Source organism: Actinomadura mexicana (assembly GCF_900188105.1).
Classification (GTDB): domain Bacteria; phylum Actinomycetota; class Actinomycetes; order Streptosporangiales; family Streptosporangiaceae; genus Spirillospora; species Spirillospora mexicana.
In genome coordinates this window covers 15,348-34,443 of the sequence record NZ_FZNP01000024.1, presented here as the reverse complement: position 1 = coordinate 34,443, position 19,096 = coordinate 15,348, and the positions used below count along the sequence as shown (strand labels likewise).

Below are 19,096 nucleotides of genomic sequence, written 5' to 3'. Positions count from 1 at the left end.
CACATGCGGACATGACGGTATGAGCGTGGACAACTTCGAATAGTGATCAATCCGATATCTTTGTTGATTGAAAGATCCACGAGAGAGGCGCAAGCTGTCCCAGACGTCTGGAATGCCCCGCCCGTTCCTTCCGACCGACCGCCGACAGGACACGACTGATGTTCGAGATCTGGGAGACGAGTGAGCCCGCGCGGCTCATCAGCGACGCGGGGAGCCTGAAGGTCGCGCTGGAGAAGGTCGACACCATGTGCCGGCTCAGGCACGACCAGGCCGCGGCGCACGTGGGTGAGAACGGAGAGGGCTATCACTTCGAGATCAGGGACCACGACGGCAAGGCGCTGGCACGGCTGAGCTACGTCCCGGACACCTCCCGCGCGTACCAGAGCGTCGTGGTCGAGGAGATGCGCGGGCAGGACGGCGCCGGCTAGCAGCGGTCACCCCGGCAGCCCCCGGCCCTCGTTCCGGGGGCTGCCGCATGCGCGGCCGAGGGCGGCCGCGTCATACCTCGACGGTGACGACCGTTTCCTTGGCATCCGGCTCCATGAAGCGCAGCAGGGCTTCGCCTTCGGCCCTCAGTTCGTCGACTGCCGTACGGGGGAGATTTTCGAACGGGCGCATCCGGAGCGTCGCGACCTTGCGCTTGTACTCTGCTTCCCAGATGCCGCGCGCGAACCCGTCCCATAGGAAGACGGCGCGGACACGCAGGTTCTTGGTCGTGAGCATGGGGCGGTGCTCGTCGGCGATGACGCGCCTGCGGTCGGCGTGTGCGAGGACGAGGCTGTCGAACTCGGGCAGGAACCGTGCGGGCGCGGGGACGTCCTCACCAGGGCGAGGCGCGTCCGGCAGGTCGAACACCTCCCGGCCCTTGTCAGTGGTGAAGGTGCGCAAACCTGGGCGAAGGCGTTCCAGAGCCTCGCCGGTCGAAGACAGCCCGGACCACGTCTGCGCGTCCACGGCGGACGCCGGCCCGTAGGCGGCGAGGTAGCGGAGCATCAGTTCGTCGACGGCGTCCTCGGCGTTCGGCCCCGAATCCAACCAGGAGTCGGCCAGTGCGAAGCGCGACGTGCGCGGGAAGCCCCACCTGTCCTCGGTGGGCACCATGACCAGAGGTACGCACAGCCGGACGGCATAGCCGAGGGCACGGTCGTTGACGTCCGGGAACTGTTGCTGGAGCAGCGCGCGTACCTCATTGAAGGTGAGTGGTCCTCCTTCCAGGAGAGAGCGTGCGGCGGGGACGACCTTCTCCAGATCGAGCCCCTTGGCGCGGTCGCCCAGTATCCGAAGTCCGCCGTCCAGCATCGGCTGCATCGCCGTACGGAACCTCGTGTAGTCCGCGCTCGTCACCAGGTGCAGCGTGGCGCGCATCATGGTGGCGCGCACCAGCGATCGGTCGTGCAAGGCGGAGTGCAGATCGGACGCCTGGAACCCTTCGAGGCGCGTCCACAACCCTAGGAACGGCGGCTTGGGCTCTTGGGCCTGCATCCCGCACAGCCGTCCCACCGCCTCGGTGACGGGAATCGGCTCCCGTGCGAGCAGCATCTGCCGTGCCAGCGTGGCCCGGTTGAGGGCGCGGACGCTCAGGGTCTCTGTCATTCGTCCAGGATGCCGTCAACGACGTCCCGCACGCAGCGCCGCAGCCAAGCGGGAGCAGGGGCGGCGTCGTATCGCGCTTCTACGCGGCGAGCCCGGTCCTCCTGTCGGTCGGCATGGAACTGTGCGTCCCATCCTGTCGGTCGGTGTGATGTCCGCTTACCGCCCGACGCGTGGGGCTGGGGATCGGCGGCGCGCTCGGCGTCGCCGTTCCGGAGACGAAGGCTGCGCCTGAATTTTCCCCAGAATCCAGGTGCCGTCTGCGTGGCCGGGGAACCACGCACCGTGCAGGCAGGCCGCGGTCATCGGGCCGGGAGAGTGGGCCGACCGTACGGATCCCTGCTGGTCAAGCCGTTCTGGAGCCTCGGCGAGCGCGTCTTGGCGCGTTCGAAACGATCGACCCACGCGGGGGTTACGGCAGGATTTTTCTTGAAATGCACGTGCATCAGCCCTTGCACCTGCACGCCATCCCTAGCAGGATTGCCCCGGACCCCCGCACGTGAACTCCCCGGAGATCGCGATGACCGCACACTTGAACGACAGTGACCGACAGGCGCTGCGGCTGGCCCAGGATCTCCGCGAGGAGATGCGGGCGGCTCTCCCGCAGTTGCCGACTCCGCCTTCGGTATCCCCGTTCGTCGATCAGGCCGGGATGCCGAGCGTCCTGCTGAAGATGGACGCCGAGACGGCCCGTGCCCTCATGGCCGTGCTGGCCGAGCGTCGCGGCGCGGCCGCGGAGCAGCGCCGGGCGGACGGCTCGCACGTGCCGCCGCCCGTCCCGCCGCCCGTGGCCCAGGCCGTCCCGGCGGCGCAGGGCCCCATCGTCGCCGGCTTGCCCTACGGTGAGCCCGCCTATGGTGGGCCCGCTTACGGGCAGCCCTCCTACGGTGAGCCTGCTTATGGAGAACCCGCGTATGCGGAGACTCCCTACGCGGAAACCCCCTACGCGGAGGCACCGTACGTGGAGTCGCCGTACGCGGAGGGTCCCTACGCGGAGTCGCCTTACATTCCGCCGCAGCCGAGCCCCTCCGTGTTCACCGGCGGTACCGGCCCGACGCCGCTCGTGCCCTCGGTCTACCCGACGCACTGACGGCTGACGACGACGTTCCCCCGTGCGGCTCACGGCCGCGCGGGTATGCGGCTGCGAGCATGCCGCCGCGCGGCCCGATCATGCGGGTCGCCCTCCTTGTCGCGGTCACGCAATCGTTGTGACGGGTCCAGGGTGTGCGTGTGCGGCCACCCATCTTCAGCGCCCATGAGCCCCGGGCTGTTCCCCCCACGGCAGAGCGGGGCGGCCGGGCCGCGGCGGAGCCGATCTCATCGGAGTAAAGATCTTTCTTGGGCGGGCGCGGCACCCGGTGACTGGCCCTCAGGCCCGATGGGAAAGGCGTTCCGGTCCAGTTCGGGCTTAAAAGATCTACCTTGGCAAAGGTAAAGAAATCCCCCGTTTGGCGAAAGCGCGGTAATGCCGTATATAGTCATCTCCAGGTCAGGGTCAAAGAACCGTTGACCTGGCCAATCGCATAACCGCCGCTTCCCGCCCGCCAGGCGGGATCCCTCTCGCCGAACGCAGCCGCACCATGCAGCGGCCGCGCACCGTGCTGGGCCCGTGAGCCCCCGGTCGGCGTCCTTCCCGCTTCACCAAGCCTGTGTCACCACGCACGTCCGAGACCGGTCGTGCGCGATTGGGCGCGGGCGCGGTCCACCATGCCCGTGGATCGTTCCAAAGTGGGTCTCCCTCGCGGCGGCATCTCCCGAGTCTCGAGTCTCGGAGCCGTTCACCCCTGCCCGGAACAGGCGCGTGACCTGCGCGTCCTTCCCGTGCGGAACGGCAGCCCTGTACCCCGAACGAAGGATCCCCATGCAGCAGCGAGCGATCAACGTCATCCTGACCGGCGTCACCGGCACCGCCCTCGCGGGCATGATGGTGGCCGGTGTCGCCGCCGCGAGCGATGACTCCGCTCCCAAGAAGCAGTTCCTGCCGCAGCAGGCCGTGGCCGCGCAGGAGCACAAGTCCCCCGAACGGCTCGCCGACAAGGGCGCGCTCGGCGGTTTCACCGCGCCGAAGGCCCCCGCGAAGGCCGAGGCCGACTCCAAGGCCGATTCGAAGACCGAGCCCAAGAAGGACGCCAAGCCCGTGAAGAAGGGCCCGAAGGCCCTGCTCAGCGGCAAGACGAAGGCGTCCTACTTCTGGGACGACGGGTCCGGAGTGAACGGCGACACCGGCGCCCCCGCCGGTGGCAAGCCGATGCAGAAGGGCCTGTTCGCCAGCCCGAGCTGGCCCATGCACACCAAGGTCAAGGTGACCTACAAGGGCCGCAGCATCACCGGCTTCGTGGGCGACCGCGGGCCCGGCGAGCCGTCCCACCGGGGCGTGATGCTCGACCTCGACACCTACACCTTCAGGTACCTGCTGGACGGCAAGAAGCCGGAGAGCAAGTACAACGCCGGCTCCGGCGAGGGCCACCTGAACGGCGTCAAGTGGGAGGTCCTGTCCTGGGGCTCCGGTGCCGGAAAGAAGGGCGAGCCCCGGCCTTTCGGCTCATGACATGAGGCCGGCGGACCATTGGTGAAACGGCTCACGGTGCGAATGTGAGCCCGCTCGCACCCGGTTCGCAAAGGCCTCTTCCAGACCCGGCGCAGGGCTGCCGGTGCATGGAGAACGGGGATTCCCCGGTATCGAAAGATCACCGGGGAATCCCCATTTTATCGGTTCCGTCGGCAAGGGCGGGGAAGCGCGCGGCGCTCAGCCGGTCGAGCGCGGGCGGGGCGAGGTCCACGCAGCCCTGGCGGCCGTGCTCGGCCGAGGCGCCGCCGAGGGGAAGGTGGTCATGATCGCCTCCAGCGACCCGGCCGAGCCGGTGGAGCCGTGCCACCGCGTCGTGGTCCTCCAGCGCGGGCGCTTCGACGCCCTGGAGGCCGACCGGCTCACCGAGCCGGAGCCGAGGCTCGCCATGAATGCCGGCTTCGCCGGTACCCTCGCCGGCTTCGCCGGTACCCTCTAGGGGCTCAGGAGGGGGATGACGAGGGCGAACGCCTCCATGACCGCGTCCGAGACCTGGTAGTAGGTGAAGCCGAAGCGGTCGCGGCGGGTCAGCATCTGCTCGGCGACGTGCTCGGGCGGGCCCACGAACTGGGACGGCATGTCGAGGACGACCTCGGCCGACGACGTGCCCCAGCCGCGCGTCACCGCGACCTTCGCGGCGGCGCGGCGCGGGTCGGGGCCGAACGTGGGCGTCACCATCATGCTCAGCTCGACGTCCCGCCCCGCGGCGGCCTCGCGGACCCAGTCGACCTTGCGGGCGATGGTGTCCGGGAGGCGCTCGGAGACCTCGTCCGAGATCGTCCCCTCGGGCAGGGCGCGGGGGAGGATCCCGACCGTGTCGGCGTAGCGGCCGGCGATGCCGAGCATGCGCCGGCTGCCCGCGCCCACGACGAGCGGCGGGCGCCGCTCCGGGCGCGGGAAGACCGTCAGGCCGTCGATCGCGTAGTGCTCGCCGGTGAACGTCGTCTTCTCGCCGCCCAGCAGGCCGCGCAGGATCTGCAGTGACTCCGCGAGGCGCCCGACCCGCGTCCCGGGCCGGTCGAACGGCATCCCGGCGGCCTCGTACTCCTCGCGCAGCCAGCCCGCGCCGAGGCCCAGCTCGAACCGCCCGCCCGACAGGTGGTCGAGCGTGGCGGCCTCCTTGGCGAGCATCACCGGGTGCCGGAAGTCATTGGAGAGCACCATCGTGCCCAGCCGGAGCGCGCTCGTCGCGGACGCGGCGGACGCCAGGGCCACCATGGGCGCGAGCTGGTCGCCGAACGGCTCGGCGACGTAGTGGTCCCGCAAGGTCAGGACGTCGTACCCCAGCTCTTCGGCGCGGCGGGCCGTGTCGGCCAGTTCCCGGCCGGAACGGATCGACTCGCCCACCACGCCGAAGCGAAAGTTCCTGTGCATGTCCCGAGCGTGCCCCGTGGCAGGGCCGTTCGGCTGGCAGGAATGCGACATGAGGTTTCGACCGGCGGAACGAGGCGAGCGGCTCGGTCGCCGTCCGTGCGGCGTAAGGGCGTCACCGACTGCCCCGTTCGCGCCGGTCACTTCCAGGCTGCGGCGCGCGGCGCGGTTTTGCAAGCAGCAGGCCGCCTACCTGCTGACACGCTGGGACAGGACCCGTCCCGGCCAGTCGCCCACGGTGAAGGCGGCGTCCGTCTCGAACCCGTTGCTCCGGTAGTACTCCACCAGCCGCCCGTCGCCGCCGCCGTAGCAGTCGACGCGCAGCAGGCCGACGCCCTTCGCCCTGGCCTCGTCCCGCGCCTTGGCGATCAGCGCGCCGCCCACCCCGTGCCCGGCGAACGCGCGGTCGGTGACCAGGAGGGTGATGTACAGCTCCGGCTCGTCGACCGGGTCGACGTAGTGCGGGGGGCCGGGCGCGACCGCCATGACGCCGGCGGGCCGCCCGTCGACCCGCGCCATCCAGATCTCGTCGTCGCGGGCGATGCCCGAGATCCGCTCGACGCGGCGCGGATCCCGCGACCACGGCTCGCTGCCCCACTGCCCCGTGCGGCCGTCGGCGGTGAGCCACGCCACCGCCCCGTCCAGCATCGCCATCATCACCGGCGCGTCGCCGGGCCCGCCCTTGTGGATCTCCATCGCACCTCCTCGTGCAGGAGATCCTGGCAGTCCTCGACCAGGGGCGCGAGGGGCCTCAGGAGCCGATGAAGGTGCGGGCACGGGAGAAGAGGCCGAGCGTGATCGAGTGGAGGAGGTCGCCGGTCTCCCTGGGGGCCTTGCCCGCGAACGCGCGGGCGTGGGTGCCCTCCAGGACGATGCCGAGCTTGAAGCAGGCCAGCACCGCGTACCAGGTGATGGACGACAGGTCGCGGCCGTCGGCGGCCTCCGCCCGTTCGGCGTAGACCTCGACCAGCTCCTCGGCGGTGGGCAGGCCGCCCGCGGCGCCGAGCGGGCCGGCCAGGGCGGCGCTCTGGTCGGCGCGGTCGGGCCAGGTGGCCAGCAGCCAGCCGAGGTCGAGCAGCGGGTCGCCGATCGTGCACATCTCCCAGTCGACGATCGCCGCGACCTCCGGACCGTCGAAGGAGTACATCAGGTTGGCCAGGTGGTAGTCGCCGTGCATGATCCCGGGGCGCCACGCCTTGGGACGGTGCTCCTCCAGCCACCGCGCGACGTCGTCGAGGCCGGGGATCTCCGGTCCGGGGTAGCCGTCGAGCGTGCTGTAGGAGTCGAGTTCGGACATCCAGCGGCCCACCTGCCGATCCAGGAAGCCCTCGGGCTTGCCGAAATCGCCGAGGCCGACCGCCGCGTGGTCGACGGCGCCCAGGGCGGAGAGCGCCCGCGCCGCGTTCAGCCCCATCTCGCGCCGGACGGACGCGTTCCGCGCGTGCGACTCGGGCAGCGTGACCGACGCGTTGAAACCGTCCACAGGGGTCATCAGGTAGAAGACAGCGCCGCCCATGACGGTCTCGTCCGGGCAGGCCGCGATGAGGCGCGGCGCGGGGACGTCGGTCCCGTCGAGCGCTCCCAGCACGCGGGCCTCGCGCCGCAGGACCTCGTTCGTCCTCGCGCGCAGGTGGCCCGGACCGCGCCTGAGCACGTAGTCGCGGCCGCCCCGGCGGAACCGGACCAGTGTGTTCTGGGTGCCGCCCGCCAGCCGCTCGACGTCCTCGAACGGGCCGCCCGGCAGGTTGCGGCCTTCCATCCACCCGGCCAGGACGTCGAAGTCCACGAGGGCGCGGTCGATCTGCTCAGGCTGCACGGCGGTCCCTTTCCGACGCTTGATGTACCGGAGAGTAACAGTCATGCACTTGCATTACTTACTGAGGTACACCGATTATCGGGGGACACGACCGAGGAGGCTCGCCATGGCTTGGGACTTCGAGACCGACCCCGCCTACCAGGAACTTCTCGACTGGGCGGACGTCTTCGTCCGAGATGAGGTCGAACCCCTCGACCTGGTCCTCGGCGACCCCTACGACAAGGCCGACCCCCGCTACAAGCGGCTCGTGCGCCCACTCCAGGACCAGGTACGCGATAAGGGCCTGTGGGCGTGTCACCTGGGTCCCGAACTGGGCGGCCAGGGGTACGGGCAGGTGAGGCTCGCGCTGCTGAACGAGATCCTGGGCCGCTCCCGCTGGGCGCCGTCGGTGTTCGGCTGCCAGGCGCCCGACTCCGGCAACGCCGAGATCATCGCCCATTTCGGCACGCCCGAGCAGAAGGAGCGCTACCTGCGCCCCCTGCTGGACGGAGAGATCTCCTCCTCGTACTCGATGACCGAGCCGCACGGAGGAGCAGACCCGACCCTGTTCACCGCGCGCGCCGTCCGCGACGGGGACGGCTGGGTCATCAACGGCGAGAAGTGGTTCTCCTCCAACGCCCGCCACGCGACGTTCCTGATCGTGATGGTCGTGACGAACCCCGACGTGTCCGCCTACGAGGGCATGTCGATGTTCATCGTGCCGGCCGACGCGCCCGGGCTGGTCACCGTCCGGAACGTGGGCGTCGGCGGCGAGCGCGAGGGTTCCCACGGGTACCTGCGGTACGAGGGCGTCCGGGTGCCGGCCGAGAACCTCCTCGGAGAGGAGGGCGGGGCGTTCGCCATCGCCCAGACGCGCCTGGGCGGCGGCCGCATCCACCACGCGATGCGGACGATCGCGCAGGTCCGCAAGGCGTTCGACATGATGTGCGAGCGCGCGGTCTCCCGGCGGACCCGGTTCGGGCCGCTGGCGAAGATGCAGATGACCCAGGAGAAGATCGCCGACAGCTGGATCGAGATCGAGCAGTTCCGGCTGCTCGTGCTGCGCACCGCCTGGCTGATCGACAAGCACCGGGACTACCGGAAGGTCCGCAGGGACATCGCCGCGGTGAAGGCCGCGATGCCGAAGGTCTACCACGACGTCGTCCAGCGCGCGATGCACCTGCACGGCGCGCTCGGCGTGTCGAACGAGATGCCGTTCGCCGCCATGATGATGGGCGCCGAGGCGATGGGCATCGCCGACGGCCCCACCGAGGTCCACAAGATCACCTTGGCCCGGCAGCTGCTGCGCGACGTCGAGCCCGTGGAGGGCCTGTGGCCGTCCGGCCACCTGCCCACCCGCCGGGCGGCGGCCCGCGAGCGGTTCGCCGAGGCCCTGGAGCGTGCGATCGGCGATGAGTGACACACGTGAACGGCTGCTGGACGCCGCAGAGACCCTCTACGCCGCCCGCGGCGTGGACGCCGTCAGCCTCCGCGAGATCCTCCAGGAGGCCGGCGCCCGCAACGCCACGGCCGTCCAGTACCACTTCGGCGACCGCGCCGGGATCCTGCGCGCGATCTTCGCCCGGCACGCCCCCGAGGTCGAGGCCCGCCGCCATGCCCTGCTCGACGCCTACCAGGACGGCGAACAGGGCGTCCGCCCCCTGGCCGCGGCCCTCGTCCGGCCCATGTCGGCCCGCCTGGCCGACGCCTCGGGCCGCGCCTACCTGCAGATCTGGGCGGACGTGCTGAACCGCCCGGCCCCCCTCGTCCCCGTGGCGGTCCTGGACGATCCCCGCGACAGCCTCTGCCGCTGGCGGACCCTGGTGGAGCCCCTTCTGGAGGCGGACGCGGCAAGGCTGCACCGCCGGTTCACCGCCATCCTGTACGCCGCGATCGAGCTGGCCCGCCGCGCCCGCTCCGGCCCCCGCACCGACGACCGCCTGTTCACCAGCTACCTGGTCGACGTGGTCGCGGCGATCCTCGGCGCCCCCGTCTCCCCGGAGACCCGCCGCCTCGCCGCCGAACGCGACGCCGCCCGCCGCTGATCGTCGAAAGCCCAGGTCACATTCGTCCAAGACGGGCGGATCCGCTTCCCGCAGACTGGGCATCCAGACCTCAGGGAGGACGACATGACCAGCGAGATCCGCCGCACCTTCTACCCGTTGATCCGGGCGACAGACCCGGTCAGGACGCTCGAGTGGCTGGAGAGTGCCTTCGGCTTCGAACCCGTGGACGTCCACAAGGACGACGAGGGCGGCATCGTCCACGCCGAGATGCGCTACGACACCGGCCTCATCATGTTCGGGGCCGCCTCCACGGCCAAGGCCGCCGTCTACGTCGCCGTCGACGACCCCGACGCCCACCACGACCGCGCCAAGGCCGCGGGCGCCGAGATCTTCCGCGAGCCGGCCGACCAGGACTACGGCTCCCGCGACTACGCGGCCCGCGACCCCGACGGCAACGAGTGGTACTTCGGCACCTACCGTCCCTGATCCCCGGCCCTCGGCCGGGGTGGAGCCCGGCGGCCGCGCCCACGCCTGTCATCGGACACGACGCTTCACACCCCTGAATACTCGAGGGCTTCGCGAAGAATGTGGTGCTACGGTGCGGGAGCCGGCCGCGGGACTTCGGTGCGACTTCCGGAACTTGCCTCTCAAGCGATGCTTCGCTGCTCGCGCCCCCATTCCCCGGCCGGCGCCTTGACCGACCGGGGGAATGATGAGCGAGACGTTCGCCGACCTCGTCGCGTGCGAGGACGTGCTGATGTTCGTGAACGCGGCGATCACGTCCACCGGGCAGCGGGAGTTCCACCATGGTCCGTGGGAGCAGCGGCTCAGCCTGGAGTTCCTGCACGAGTACATGCTGGAGAACTACCGCGACATGTACGCGGCCGTGCTCGCGCTGGACGTCAACGACCACAATGCGGCGATCATCATCCGCAATCTGCTGGTGCGCGCGGGCGGCGTGGGGGTCGAGCGGCGGCGCGGCGAGGGGCGGCTGATCGCTCGGCGGCTGGAGAGGCTGCCGCCGCAGCGGGTGTACCGGCTGTTCCGCGACCTGCGGCGGCTCGGCGTGAACAACCGGCGGACGCGCGCCATCATCCGCGACTGGATGGCCGGACGCCGAGACCCGGCGTTCGACTCCGTCAAGTACCGGACGGCGGTGAAGGACGCGGTGCGCCACGCGCATCTGCGGCTCCGCGGCGAGCAGCCGGCGTTCCTGTTCGCGCCGTCCGGCGTCAAGGCGTTCCAGACGCCCCTCTACGAGCAGTGGCGGCGGGCGCACTACGAGCAGGCCGCGATCTACGAGCTTCCGTACACGGTCGCTGAGGGGTTCGCCGCCAAGCACAAGATCCCGCGCGAGGTCTTCCTGGAGCGGATCCAGCACCGGATGACGCGGCTGGAGCGGCTGCGCCTTCAGGAGAGCGCGCGGGAGGCGAAGGTCGAGGCCGTGCGGGCCGACCTGGGCGAGATGCCGCTGACGAGGCTCGCGTCGTACGTGCTGGCTTTGCCGCTGGACGACCGGGCCCGGCGGCGGGCCGAGCTGTCCGAGGCGCTGCGCACCGCCGCGCGGCGTGCGGCCGGGGCCGCGCGCGGCTCATGGGGGCGGGTCGCGGCCGTGCTGGACGACAGCTACTCCTCGCTGGGCTCGGGGGAGAAGCGCAGGCGCCCGCTGGCGGTCGCGCTCGCCGCGCACTACCTGCTGGAGGCGCTCGCGAAGGAGTACACGCCGCTGTGGACGTCGGGTCGCACCGACGAGCTGCTGGTGTACCCGTCCGGCCCGACGCCGCTCGGCCACCGGATCATCGACGCGCTGGAGACGGGCCCCGAGCGGCTCCTCATCGTCTCCGACGGCTGGGACAACGCGCCGCCGGGGCTGGCCGCGGACGTCCTGAGCGTCTGGCGGACGCGCCTGGACCCCGGGCACCGCCGCGCCCCGGGGCAGCGGGTCATGATCGTGCACCTGAACCCGGTGTACGACGCCGACGACTTCGACGTGCGGCGGCTGGCGCCGGGCGTGCCGACCGCGGGCGTCCGGAACGCCGAGGACCTGCCGACGCTGGTCGAGCTGGCCCGGTTCGCCGAGGGGCGGGTCGGCCTGCCGAGGCTCCGGGCGCACCTGTCCGAACGGACCGCCCGCTTCCTCGGGGAGCGCGCATGACGATCACGCTGGACGGGCTGGAGACCCGGCCCGCGCAGGTGTGGGGCTCGATCAGGCTCGTCCCCCTCGTCCGGGACGAGCCCGTGCCCCACCTGCGGTTGCACCGGAAGGTGTTCGAGGAGCCGGTGACGGTCGTGGACGTGGGCGACGCCGCCTACGTCTCGTTCGTCCCCCACGCCTTCGTCGCGACGTGGAGCGACGGCGACCAGGCGCAGGCGGCCTCGTACGGGACGCGCCTCCTGGAGCGCGACACGCGGGCCGCCCCGCCGCGCATGCCCGTGCGGTTCACGCGGCGGATGGCCAGGAAGGCGGGGAAGGACCGGCTCCGCTTCCTTCCCCTGCACCTGGCCGTCGAGGGCTATCTGGCGCTGCACTTCGGCGGCCCGGAGATCGCGTGGGAGGAGTGGTCGCGCAGGGCGGTCGCGCACGGGCTGTCGCCGCGGTGCGAGGAGACCTACCTCGGCCGGCGGGTGCGCGGCCTGGAGGACGCGCTGCGGATCTTCGAGATCCATCCCGGGCAGTGCGGCGTCCTGGTGTACGTGGCCGACGCCCTGGCCGGCGCGTTCGTCGTGCCGCACCCCGACGACTACCGGGCTCTGCACCCGACGCTGGTCGAGGACCTCTTCGGGGAACTGATCTACATGTACGGCCTGCTGGGCGCCCCCGCGGGCGACCTGTCCGCGCCGATCGATCCCGCCGGTGTCAGGACGCTGGGCGACCTGCGCGTCGCGGCGGAGATGCGCGAGGCGGAGTGGGCCGCCTTCCACGACGAGGTCATGGCCGGGCGGCTCCTCGACGGGGACGGGTCGCGCCAGGCGGTGCAGTCGCTGCACGGGTTCGAGCTGGTGCGGTTCCTGCCCTCGTTCGCGCTGGGCAGGGAGAACCACATCGGGGAGACCATCACCGCCGGGGACGGCGAGGTCGCCTACCTCAAGACGTTCCGCCTTTCGGAGGCGCAGGTCAGGCGCGGGTACCTGCTCAGGCGGCTGGCCGAGCACGACTGGCGGCTGGGCGCCACCGCCGCCGCCCTCGGCGCCGACGTCGCGGGCCTGGCGCTGCGCCTCGAACGGGCCGGCTTCGGCTACCTGCTGCGGCAGGACGTCCTCGACCACTTCCGGGCGCAGCGGCGCGTCACCTGAGGCCCGCGAACAGGTCGTCCTCCCGGCTCGGTGCCTTGACCCGGCTGAAGTGCCGGATGAACGCCTCCGAGGAGAACGCCGCCTTCTGCATCTCCTCCGGCAGCTTCAGCAGGAAGATGTTCTCGCCCTGGCTGGCGTGCGCCAGCAGCGCGTCGCGCTTGGCCTCGAAATGGGCGGAGACGTCGAGCGCGCTGGTGATCAGCTCGTCGGGGGTGCCGAAGTCCTCGGGCGGCTCGAAACCGAGGTCCATGCCCGCGGCCCGGGCGGCCTCGAACAACTGCTTGATGCCCGACCGCGGAACGGCCGTGTAGTAGAGCTTGTCGGGAATCCCGGTCTGCTCGGCGGCGGCGAGCGCGATCCGGTGGGCCTGGATGTGGTCGGGGTGCCCGTAGCCGCCGTTCTCGTCGTAGGTGACGACCACCTGCGGCCGGTAGCGCTCCATCAGCCCGGCGAGCCGCCCGGCGGACTCCGCCGGCGGGATGTTCGCGAACGCCGCCGGGTCGTCGTTGGTGGACCAGCCGTCCATGCCGGAGTCCTGGTAGCCGAGCAGCTCCAGGTGGCCGATGTCGAGCAGGGATGCCGACTCGCGGAGCTCGGCCAGGCGCCGCCGCGCCACCTCCTCGGCGTCGTGCCCGGGCTCGCCGGGCTTCACACCGCCGGAGTCGTCGCCCTGCTCGCCGTTGGTGCAGGTGACAAGGACCGTGCGGACCCCCTCGGCCGCACTGCGGGCCAGTAGGCCGCCGGTTCCCAGGACTTCGTCGTCGGGGTGGGCGTGGACGGCCATCAACGTGAGCTCATGCGTCATTCGGGGACTCCTCGGCAGGTTCGGCCGTCCACTCTACGTCCCGGGTGTGACAGTCGATCACGCCTGCGAGGTGGACTCGGCCCCCGACAGGTCGGCGGCCGTCAGCGGGTGCGCGGGCGCGTCGAAGGGGAACGCCGAGGACGCCTCCGAACCGTCCAGCATGAGCAGCTCGCCGGGGTCGAGGAGCCGCCAGCCGGGATCGTCGTCCAGGCGCTCGCTGGCGAGGACGCACGCGGGCGTCGGCTCCCTGTGCCTGGACACCTTCACCTGGCCCTCCTCGCGGCCCGCGCCGAGGTGGCACTGCGCGCCCGGCTCGGTCAGGCGCGGCGTGGTCACCCACAGTTCGTGGGTGTCCGGGTAGCGCAGCGCCCACAGCCGCCCCGACTCGGCCAGCAGGATGTTCAACGCGAAGATCGGCAACTCGGCGGCGATGCGCCGGACGGCCGCGATCAGCCCGGACGCCGTGTCGCCCTGCCGCCGGATCTCCGCCGTGATGTAGGCGAACACGAACTCCGAGTCGGTCTGCCCCTGGATCGGTACCCGGTCCACGTCCGTGAGCCAGGAGTCGAGGACGTCGACGCCCCGCACCACCCCGTTGTGGGCGAACAGCCGGTCGTCCATGACGAAGGGGTGGGAGTTGTGGACGTCGGGCGCGCCGGTCGAGGCGTAGCGGACATGGGAGACGAAGGTGTGCGACACCACGTGCCGCGCCTCGGAGTTGAAGTCGGCGTCCTGGAACGCGGCGACGGGGGCGCGGTCGCGGACTGGCTCCCCTCCGAGCGAGAACCAGCCGAGGCCCGTCCCGTCGGGCATGCGGCGGCTCTGGGAGCGCAGGCTGTCGGGGGCGTCCAGCAGCCAGAACGTGGCGCGGACGCGGGGTCCTCCCGTGGTCATCCCGAACAGGCGGCACATACGGGGACGATGCCCGCCTGGCGGCGGCCTAAGACCGCGCACGGTAACGCGCACGGCAAATGGCCTTCGACGGGCGGCCCTGGATGTCGTACGGTCCGTGTATGGGGTCGCCGGTGGTTCTGCTGGACGTTGACGGAGTGCTCAACCCGTTCGAGCGGCCGCATCGCGGCTTCCAGCGGCACGAGTGCTCCCCGAACGGGATGACGTACAAGCTGTGGCTCTATCCCGGGCACGGCGCGGCGCTGCTCGACCTGGCCGAGTCCACCGGCGCCGAACTGGCCTGGGCGAGCTACTGGTGCGACAGCGCCAACGAGTGGATCGCTCCCCGCATCGGGCTTCCGGAACTTCCGTTCGTGCCGATCCCGCGGTTCCCCGGCATCACGGAGGGCCGCACGCTGGGCGCCTGGAAGGCCCGGCACGTGGCCGCGTGGGCGGAGGGCCGGCCGTTCGTCTGGTTCGAGGACGAGCCGGACGCCACCGCGTGCATCGCGGGGGAGCCGGACGTCGCCGACCACCTGCTCGTGGAGATCGACCCGCTGACCGGCCTGACCGACGACCACGTCGAGGCCGCCGCGGCCTGGCTGCGCGCCCGCTCCGGGTGACCTCGGGCGCGGGCGGCCCGAGGTTCCGTTCGTCCAAGACGCCCCTTCCGAGGGCCCCCTAGCGTCGGGGAGGGCAAGGAAGGGAGCCGACAATGCCGAGATCACCACTGATGGACCTGGCCTTCGGGTTCATGCCGGCACAGATGATCCACGTGGCCACCGAGATCGGGCTGGCCGACGCCTTCACCGATGACAGGCCGAGATCGAGCACCGAACTGGCGGGGGCGACCGGCGCCCACGCGCCGTCCCTCCACCGGCTGCTGCGCGGCCTCACCGGCCTCGGCGTCGTCGAGCAGAAGGAGCCGGACCTGTTCGCGCTGACCGCGGAGGGGCGGCGGCTGCGCGCGGACGCCCCCGACTCGATCCGCTCGCTGATCAGGCTCTTCTGCGGCCCGCAGGTGTGGCGGACGTGGGGCGACATGGCCGAGACGGTCCGCACGGGCGAGTACGCGTGGGAACGGGTGACCGGCAGCACGCCGTTCGAGTACTTCGCCTCGGACGCCGAGCTGTCGGAGACGTTCAACCGGGCGATGGCCGAGCACACCCGCGACGTCGCGCCGGCGGTCATCGAGGCGCACGACTTCGGCCGCTACGGGACGGTCGCCGACCTCGGCGGCGGGGACGGCACGCTGCTCGCCGCGATCCTGCGGGCCGATCCCGGCCTGCGCGGCGTCCTGTTCGACCTGCCGACGGGCCTGGCCGCCGCCTCCGGCGTCCTGTCCGACGTGGCCGACCGGGCCGAGATCGTGCCGGGCGACTTCTTCGAGGCCGTTCCCGAAGGCGCCGGCGCCTACGTGCTCAAGAGCGTCATCCATGACTGGGACGACGAGAAGGCCGGCGCGATCCTGCGGAACTGCCGGGCCGCGATGGGCCCGGACGATCGGGTGCTCCTGCTGGAGCAGGTCATGCCGGAGATGGTCGCACCGGGCTCGGCGGGCATCGTCAACAACGACCTCAACATGCTCGTGGCGACCGGCGGGCGCGAACGCACCGAGTCGGAGTTCCGGGAGCTGCTGGGCGGCGCGGGGCTCACGGTCGTCTCGCTGACCGGGCCGCTGCCCGAGACCGCGTACTACCTGATCGAGGCGGGACTCGCGGGCTAGCCTGTGTCAGGGGCCGCTTACGGCGGGGGCGCGCGGCAGGGCAGGATGGTACCCCGCAAGCAGCCCGGCGAAGGAGTGTCGCGTGAGTTCTCTCGACGGCCGTACGGCCCTGGTCACCGGAGGAAGCCGGGGGATCGGCCGGGCCATCGCCCTGGCGCTGGCCGCGGACGGCGCCCGGGTCGCCGTCGCCTACCGGCGCGACGACGAGGCCGCGCGCAAGACGGTCGCCGACATCGAGGCCGCCGGGGCGCGGGGCCGTGCGTTCCGCGCCTCGGTCGACGACCTCGACCAGTGCCGTTCCCTGGCCGCGCAGGTGGAGGCGGAGCTGGGGGAGCTGGACATCCTCGTGCACAGCGCCGGGATCGCCAGCCGCGGCGACAGCGTCGCCGACACCGATCCGGCCGAGCTGGAGCGGGTCATGCGCGTGCACGCGTTCGGCCCGCACCACCTCAGCCAGGCGCTGATCCCGCTGATGCGGCGCGCCGGGCGCAGCGACCTGGTCTTCGTGTCGAGCGTCGCCACGGACATGATGCCGGCGTTCGGCGGCCCCTACGCGATGGGCAAGGCGGCGATGGAGGCGCTCGCCCAGGTGCTCGCCAAGGAGGAGCGCGGCAACGGCATGCACGTCAACGTCGTCGCGCCCGGCCTGGTGGACACCGAGATGGGGCGCCGGCTGGTCCGTGCCACGGCCGGCATCGAGGACATCCGGCAGCAGGACGCCGTGTCCCCCTACGGGCACGTGTGCACGCCCGAGGAGGTCGCCGACGTGGTCCGGTTCCTCGTCTCGGACGCGGCGTCCTATGTGACCGGGCAGCGCGTCGTCGTGGACGGCGGGACGTTCTGACGCTCAGTGGCGCGTCCAGTCGGGCTGGGCGAAGTCGGCGACCCTGGCGGACCGGCCCAGCAGCACCACCTCGCGGAACTGCCACAGCATCGCGCCGGTCGGGGCGTGGACGCGCCACTCGGGGCCGAGCCACATCTGCAGCAGGCGCCCGCCGCCCGGCTGCGGGACCCACACCGGGGTGTCGTCGGCGGCGAGCTTGCGCAGGCTCGTGTGGTGGACGGAGTGGACCTCGTCCGGGCTCGGCGCGAGGGGGCCCGGATCGTCCAGCGCCACCACGACCGGCGTGATCGCGAAGCCCGAGGCGGCGGGGAAGTCGTCGAGCCTGCCGAGGACGTCGGCGGGACCAGCGGTCACGCCGATCTCCTCGTGCAGCTCGCGCAGCGCCGCCTGCTCGGGGGTCTCGCCGTCCTCCATGCCGCCGCCCGGCAGCCCCCACTGGCCCGGGTTCCGGCCCCGGTAGGCGCGCTTGATGAGGATCAACGACGGGACGCCGTCGTGCTCGACCGCGCACAGCACGACCCCGGCGCGGCGAAGGCCGGGCGCGTCCGGGACGGTCGTGTGCTCGAACGAGCCGAGCCGTCCGGCGGCGAGCGCCCGGAACGCGGCGAGGTCGTCGAAGGGGCCGGGGGAGGGGGCGCTCATCCGTCGATTTTGCCAGGCCCCGCTTCCGCGTCCTGCTCCGCCTCCCGCGCGTAGCGCCCGGGCGAGGTCCCCACGGCGGCGGTGAAGTCGCGGGTGAAGTGCGCCTGGTCGGCGTAGCCGAGTTCGGCCGCCAGTTCCGCCCAGTCGCCCCCCGTCCCGGAGGCGGCCCGCTCGGCGGCCTCCTGCATGCGGAACCGCCGGATCACCCACTTCGGGCCGATGCCCACGTACTCGTGGAACAGGCGCTGCAGGCTGCGCGCGCTCAGCCCGACGTCCGCGGCCAGTTCGTCGACCCGCACCAGGCCCGGCCACGCCGCGATCCGCTCGACGACCGCGGCGGCCTTGACCGCGGACGGGTCGGGTTCGGGGTTCCGGCCGGTCAGGAACGCCGCGAGCCGCCCGATCGCCTCCTGCGCGCCGGCGGTGGCGAAGACCTCCCGGGCGAGCGTCAGGCCCTCGTCGCCGAAGACCTCGTCCACTCCCGGGAACCGCCCGGTCAGCGTGGACACCGGCGCGTCCATGAACGGCCGGAACCCGCCCGGCCGGAAGGCGGCCCCCACCACGCGCCCCTCACCGTGGATCTCCTCGACGAAGTCGTCCCGCACGACGCCCGCGATCCGGGCCCGCGTCGTCCCCGCGGTCAGGTAGCTGGTGAACGTCATGTGGACCGACGGTCGCGTGAGGACCCGCTGGCGGTGCGGCGGCCGTCCCCGCAGGTCCCAGCGCAGCACCCAGAAGTTCGCGACGAACGGGGCGAGGCCGGCGGGCGGTTCCAGCCGCTCGATCCCGAAGCGCTCCAGCCCCGTCCGCGCGTGCAGGATGCCCCGCGTCCCGCCGGGTAGGGATCGATCCACCGACTCAGGCTAACCGGTGTCGCGTTTGTTCAAGACCGGCGCCGCGGCCCCGTTCTACGGTGCACGTGTGTTCGAACGGATGAGCGAGGAAACGATCATGGATATCCGGAGCCGGATGACGCCCGCGGCGGAGGCCGCGGCGCGGATCGTCCTGGAGGTTCCCAGGGAGAAGATGGACGCGCCCACGCCGTGCCCGGACTGGGACGTGCGGGCCCTGGTCAACCATCTGATCTTCTGGAGCGCGCGGGGCGAGAGCGCCGCGCGCAGGACGCCGCCCGCGGGGCCGGGGGAGGACCACGACTTCACGGCCGAGCCCTGCTGGGCCGAGCGCTTCGCGGAGCAGGCCCGCCGGACCGCCGGGGCATGGCAGGACCCGGCCGCCTGGGAGGGCGGCACCAGCCTCACCGGCAACAAGGAGGGCATGCCCGCCGAATTCATCGCGGGGATCGTGCTCGGCGAGTGCGTCCTGCACGGCTGGGACCTCGCCGTCGCCACCGGCCGCGAGCCCGCCTTCCCGGAGCCGGTGCTGCGGGCCGCATGGGAGCAGGTCGTCTCCACGGCCGAGATCAGCCGCCAGTACGGAGCGCTCGGTCCCGAGGTCGCCGTGCCCGAGGACGCGCCGCTGCTCGACCGCCTCCTCGGCATGTCCGGCCGCGACCCGTACTGGAAGCCCTGATCGAACCCGGCGCGAACGGGCCCCGGGTCGCTCTAC

The 19,096-nt window shown here is 71.9% G+C and carries 21 protein-coding genes; 13 read left to right on the top strand and 8 right to left on the bottom strand.

Going from position 1 to position 19,096, the window contains the following annotated elements:
* Positions 1 to 158: 158 nt before the first annotated feature.
* Positions 159 to 428 (top strand): hypothetical protein, encoded by a 270-nt coding sequence (locus CHC11_RS37050; protein WP_089316568.1) that lies wholly within the window; start codon positions 159 to 161, stop codon positions 426 to 428.
* A 70-nt stretch (positions 429 to 498) separates the two neighbouring features.
* Here CHC11_RS37050 and CHC11_RS37045 read toward each other — a convergent pair whose 3' ends face one another.
* Positions 499 to 1,593: a winged helix DNA-binding domain-containing protein gene (locus CHC11_RS37045; protein WP_089316567.1), complete on the bottom strand. Its 1,095-nt coding sequence runs from the start codon at positions 1,591 to 1,593 to the stop codon at positions 499 to 501.
* A gap of 517 nt (positions 1,594 to 2,110) precedes the next feature.
* Between CHC11_RS37045 and CHC11_RS37040 the strand changes: the two genes are divergently transcribed.
* The 3 genes from CHC11_RS37040 to CHC11_RS41810 all read left to right on the top strand — a co-directional run bounded on the left by CHC11_RS37040 (position 2,111) and on the right by CHC11_RS41810 (position 4,595).
* Positions 2,111 to 2,680 (top strand): hypothetical protein, encoded by a 570-nt coding sequence (locus CHC11_RS37040; protein ID WP_089316566.1) that lies wholly within the window; start codon positions 2,111 to 2,113, stop codon positions 2,678 to 2,680.
* Positions 2,681 to 3,451: 771 nt separating this feature from the next.
* Positions 3,452 to 4,138 carry an RlpA-like double-psi beta-barrel domain-containing protein gene (locus CHC11_RS37035; RefSeq protein ID WP_089316565.1) on the top strand — a complete coding sequence of 229 codons (687 nt, stop codon included), beginning with the start codon at positions 3,452 to 3,454 and terminating at the stop codon, positions 4,136 to 4,138.
* Between the two features lie 283 nt (positions 4,139 to 4,421).
* The gene (locus tag CHC11_RS41810; protein ID WP_179279193.1) at positions 4,422 to 4,595 is read left to right on the top strand and encodes a hypothetical protein; all 174 of its coding nucleotides are present in this window, start codon (positions 4,422 to 4,424) and stop codon (positions 4,593 to 4,595) included.
* Here CHC11_RS41810 and CHC11_RS37025 read toward each other — a convergent pair.
* From CHC11_RS37025 to CHC11_RS37015, 3 genes are all read right to left on the bottom strand, one after another.
* Positions 4,592 to 5,530 (bottom strand): TIGR03621 family F420-dependent LLM class oxidoreductase, encoded by a 939-nt coding sequence (locus CHC11_RS37025; protein WP_179279192.1) that lies wholly within the window; start codon positions 5,528 to 5,530, stop codon positions 4,592 to 4,594. The genes CHC11_RS41810 and CHC11_RS37025 overlap by 4 nt on opposite strands.
* Positions 5,531 to 5,716: 186 nt before the next feature.
* Positions 5,717 to 6,223 (bottom strand): GNAT family N-acetyltransferase, encoded by a 507-nt coding sequence (locus CHC11_RS37020; protein WP_089316562.1) that lies wholly within the window; start codon positions 6,221 to 6,223, stop codon positions 5,717 to 5,719.
* 55 nt (positions 6,224 to 6,278) lie between these two features.
* Positions 6,279 to 7,343: a phosphotransferase family protein gene (locus CHC11_RS37015; protein WP_342750033.1), complete on the bottom strand. Its 1,065-nt coding sequence runs from the start codon at positions 7,341 to 7,343 to the stop codon at positions 6,279 to 6,281.
* Positions 7,344 to 7,449: 106 nt separating this feature from the next.
* Here CHC11_RS37015 and CHC11_RS37010 point away from each other — a divergent pair, with 106 nt between their 5' ends.
* From CHC11_RS37010 to CHC11_RS36990, 5 genes are all read left to right on the top strand, one after another.
* Entirely contained in the window at positions 7,450 to 8,742 is a 1,293-nt protein-coding gene (locus CHC11_RS37010; protein WP_089316560.1) for an acyl-CoA dehydrogenase family protein, read from the top strand.
* Positions 8,735 to 9,367 carry a TetR/AcrR family transcriptional regulator gene (locus CHC11_RS37005; RefSeq protein WP_089316559.1) on the top strand — a complete coding sequence of 211 codons (633 nt, stop codon included), beginning with the start codon at positions 8,735 to 8,737 and terminating at the stop codon, positions 9,365 to 9,367. The genes CHC11_RS37010 and CHC11_RS37005 overlap by 8 nt, the downstream gene beginning before the upstream one ends.
* Positions 9,368 to 9,451: 84 nt before the next feature.
* Entirely contained in the window at positions 9,452 to 9,814 is a 363-nt protein-coding gene (locus CHC11_RS37000; RefSeq protein WP_089316558.1) for a VOC family protein, read from the top strand.
* 226 nt (positions 9,815 to 10,040) lie between these two features.
* Positions 10,041 to 11,483 (top strand): hypothetical protein, encoded by a 1,443-nt coding sequence (locus CHC11_RS36995; protein ID WP_089316619.1) that lies wholly within the window; start codon positions 10,041 to 10,043, stop codon positions 11,481 to 11,483.
* Positions 11,480 to 12,622, top strand: coding sequence for an ARPP-2 domain-containing protein (locus CHC11_RS36990; protein ID WP_089316557.1), 1,143 nt, complete (start codon positions 11,480 to 11,482; stop codon positions 12,620 to 12,622). Before CHC11_RS36995 ends, CHC11_RS36990 begins: the two co-directional genes overlap by 4 nt.
* Here the strand turns inward: CHC11_RS36990 and CHC11_RS36985 are convergent.
* Together CHC11_RS36985 and CHC11_RS36980 are read right to left on the bottom strand one after the other, a co-directional pair.
* A complete protein-coding gene (locus CHC11_RS36985; RefSeq protein WP_089316556.1) occupies positions 12,615 to 13,427 on the bottom strand; it encodes a PIG-L family deacetylase in 813 nt (270 codons plus the stop codon). The genes CHC11_RS36990 and CHC11_RS36985 overlap by 8 nt on opposite strands.
* A gap of 57 nt (positions 13,428 to 13,484) precedes the next feature.
* Positions 13,485 to 14,339 (bottom strand): class II glutamine amidotransferase, encoded by an 855-nt coding sequence (locus CHC11_RS36980; protein WP_089316555.1) that lies wholly within the window; start codon positions 14,337 to 14,339, stop codon positions 13,485 to 13,487.
* 101 nt (positions 14,340 to 14,440) lie between these two features.
* On the opposite strand from CHC11_RS36980, the gene CHC11_RS36975 reads away from it, so the two are divergent.
* From CHC11_RS36975 to CHC11_RS36965, 3 genes are all read left to right on the top strand, one after another.
* A complete protein-coding gene (locus CHC11_RS36975) occupies positions 14,441 to 14,941 on the top strand; it encodes an HAD domain-containing protein (RefSeq protein WP_089316554.1) in 501 nt (166 codons plus the stop codon).
* Between the two features lie 92 nt (positions 14,942 to 15,033).
* Positions 15,034 to 16,044 (top strand): methyltransferase, encoded by a 1,011-nt coding sequence (locus tag CHC11_RS36970; RefSeq protein ID WP_089316553.1) that lies wholly within the window; start codon positions 15,034 to 15,036, stop codon positions 16,042 to 16,044.
* Positions 16,045 to 16,126: 82 nt separating this feature from the next.
* Positions 16,127 to 16,888 carry an SDR family NAD(P)-dependent oxidoreductase gene (locus CHC11_RS36965; RefSeq protein WP_089316552.1) on the top strand — a complete coding sequence of 254 codons (762 nt, stop codon included), beginning with the start codon at positions 16,127 to 16,129 and terminating at the stop codon, positions 16,886 to 16,888.
* 3 nt (positions 16,889 to 16,891) lie between these two features.
* On the opposite strand, the gene CHC11_RS36960 is transcribed toward CHC11_RS36965, so the two are convergent.
* Both CHC11_RS36960 and CHC11_RS36955 read right to left on the bottom strand, forming a co-directional pair.
* Positions 16,892 to 17,530, bottom strand: a complete 639-nt coding sequence (locus tag CHC11_RS36960; RefSeq protein ID WP_089316551.1) for an NUDIX hydrolase — start codon at positions 17,528 to 17,530, stop codon at positions 16,892 to 16,894.
* The gene (locus CHC11_RS36955; protein WP_218826403.1) at positions 17,527 to 18,384 is read right to left on the bottom strand and encodes a helix-turn-helix domain-containing protein; all 858 of its coding nucleotides are present in this window, start codon (positions 18,382 to 18,384) and stop codon (positions 17,527 to 17,529) included. Before CHC11_RS36955 ends, CHC11_RS36960 begins: the two co-directional genes overlap by 4 nt.
* A 97-nt stretch (positions 18,385 to 18,481) precedes the next feature.
* On the opposite strand from CHC11_RS36955, the gene CHC11_RS36950 reads away from it, so the two are divergent.
* Positions 18,482 to 19,060, top strand: a complete 579-nt coding sequence (locus CHC11_RS36950) for a TIGR03086 family metal-binding protein (RefSeq protein ID WP_089316617.1) — start codon at positions 18,482 to 18,484, stop codon at positions 19,058 to 19,060.
* Positions 19,061 to 19,096 lie beyond the last annotated feature (36 nt).

What these genes read in the sequence shown, in the direction of transcription:
- CHC11_RS37020 (WP_089316562.1), bottom strand. Translation starts at nt 6,223, where the DNA reads ATGGAGATCCACAAGGGCGGGCCCGGCGACGCGCCGGTGATGATGGCG.
- CHC11_RS37005 (WP_089316559.1), top strand. Translation starts at nt 8,735, where the DNA reads ATGAGTGACACACGTGAACGGCTGCTGGACGCCGCAGAGACCCTCTAC.
- CHC11_RS37010 (WP_089316560.1), top strand. Translation starts at nt 7,450, where the DNA reads ATGGCTTGGGACTTCGAGACCGACCCCGCCTACCAGGAACTTCTCGAC.
- CHC11_RS36975 (WP_089316554.1), top strand. Translation starts at nt 14,441, where the DNA reads ATGGGGTCGCCGGTGGTTCTGCTGGACGTTGACGGAGTGCTCAACCCG.
- CHC11_RS36960 (WP_089316551.1), bottom strand. Translation starts at nt 17,530, where the DNA reads ATGAGCGCCCCCTCCCCCGGCCCCTTCGACGACCTCGCCGCGTTCCGG.
- CHC11_RS37025 (WP_179279192.1), bottom strand. Translation starts at nt 5,530, where the DNA reads ATGCACAGGAACTTTCGCTTCGGCGTGGTGGGCGAGTCGATCCGTTCC.
- CHC11_RS37000 (WP_089316558.1), top strand. Translation starts at nt 9,452, where the DNA reads ATGACCAGCGAGATCCGCCGCACCTTCTACCCGTTGATCCGGGCGACA.
- CHC11_RS36970 (WP_089316553.1), top strand. Translation starts at nt 15,034, where the DNA reads ATGCCGAGATCACCACTGATGGACCTGGCCTTCGGGTTCATGCCGGCA.
- CHC11_RS37045 (WP_089316567.1), bottom strand. Translation starts at nt 1,593, where the DNA reads ATGACAGAGACCCTGAGCGTCCGCGCCCTCAACCGGGCCACGCTGGCA.
- CHC11_RS36995 (WP_089316619.1), top strand. Translation starts at nt 10,041, where the DNA reads ATGAGCGAGACGTTCGCCGACCTCGTCGCGTGCGAGGACGTGCTGATG.
- CHC11_RS37040 (WP_089316566.1), top strand. Translation starts at nt 2,111, where the DNA reads ATGACCGCACACTTGAACGACAGTGACCGACAGGCGCTGCGGCTGGCC.
- CHC11_RS36980 (WP_089316555.1), bottom strand. Translation starts at nt 14,339, where the DNA reads ATGTGCCGCCTGTTCGGGATGACCACGGGAGGACCCCGCGTCCGCGCC.
- CHC11_RS36990 (WP_089316557.1), top strand. Translation starts at nt 11,480, where the DNA reads ATGACGATCACGCTGGACGGGCTGGAGACCCGGCCCGCGCAGGTGTGG.
- CHC11_RS41810 (WP_179279193.1), top strand. Translation starts at nt 4,422, where the DNA reads ATGATCGCCTCCAGCGACCCGGCCGAGCCGGTGGAGCCGTGCCACCGC.
- CHC11_RS36985 (WP_089316556.1), bottom strand. Translation starts at nt 13,427, where the DNA reads ATGACGCATGAGCTCACGTTGATGGCCGTCCACGCCCACCCCGACGAC.
- CHC11_RS37035 (WP_089316565.1), top strand. Translation starts at nt 3,452, where the DNA reads ATGCAGCAGCGAGCGATCAACGTCATCCTGACCGGCGTCACCGGCACC.
- CHC11_RS36950 (WP_089316617.1), top strand. Translation starts at nt 18,482, where the DNA reads ATGGATATCCGGAGCCGGATGACGCCCGCGGCGGAGGCCGCGGCGCGG.
- CHC11_RS37050 (WP_089316568.1), top strand. Translation starts at nt 159, where the DNA reads ATGTTCGAGATCTGGGAGACGAGTGAGCCCGCGCGGCTCATCAGCGAC.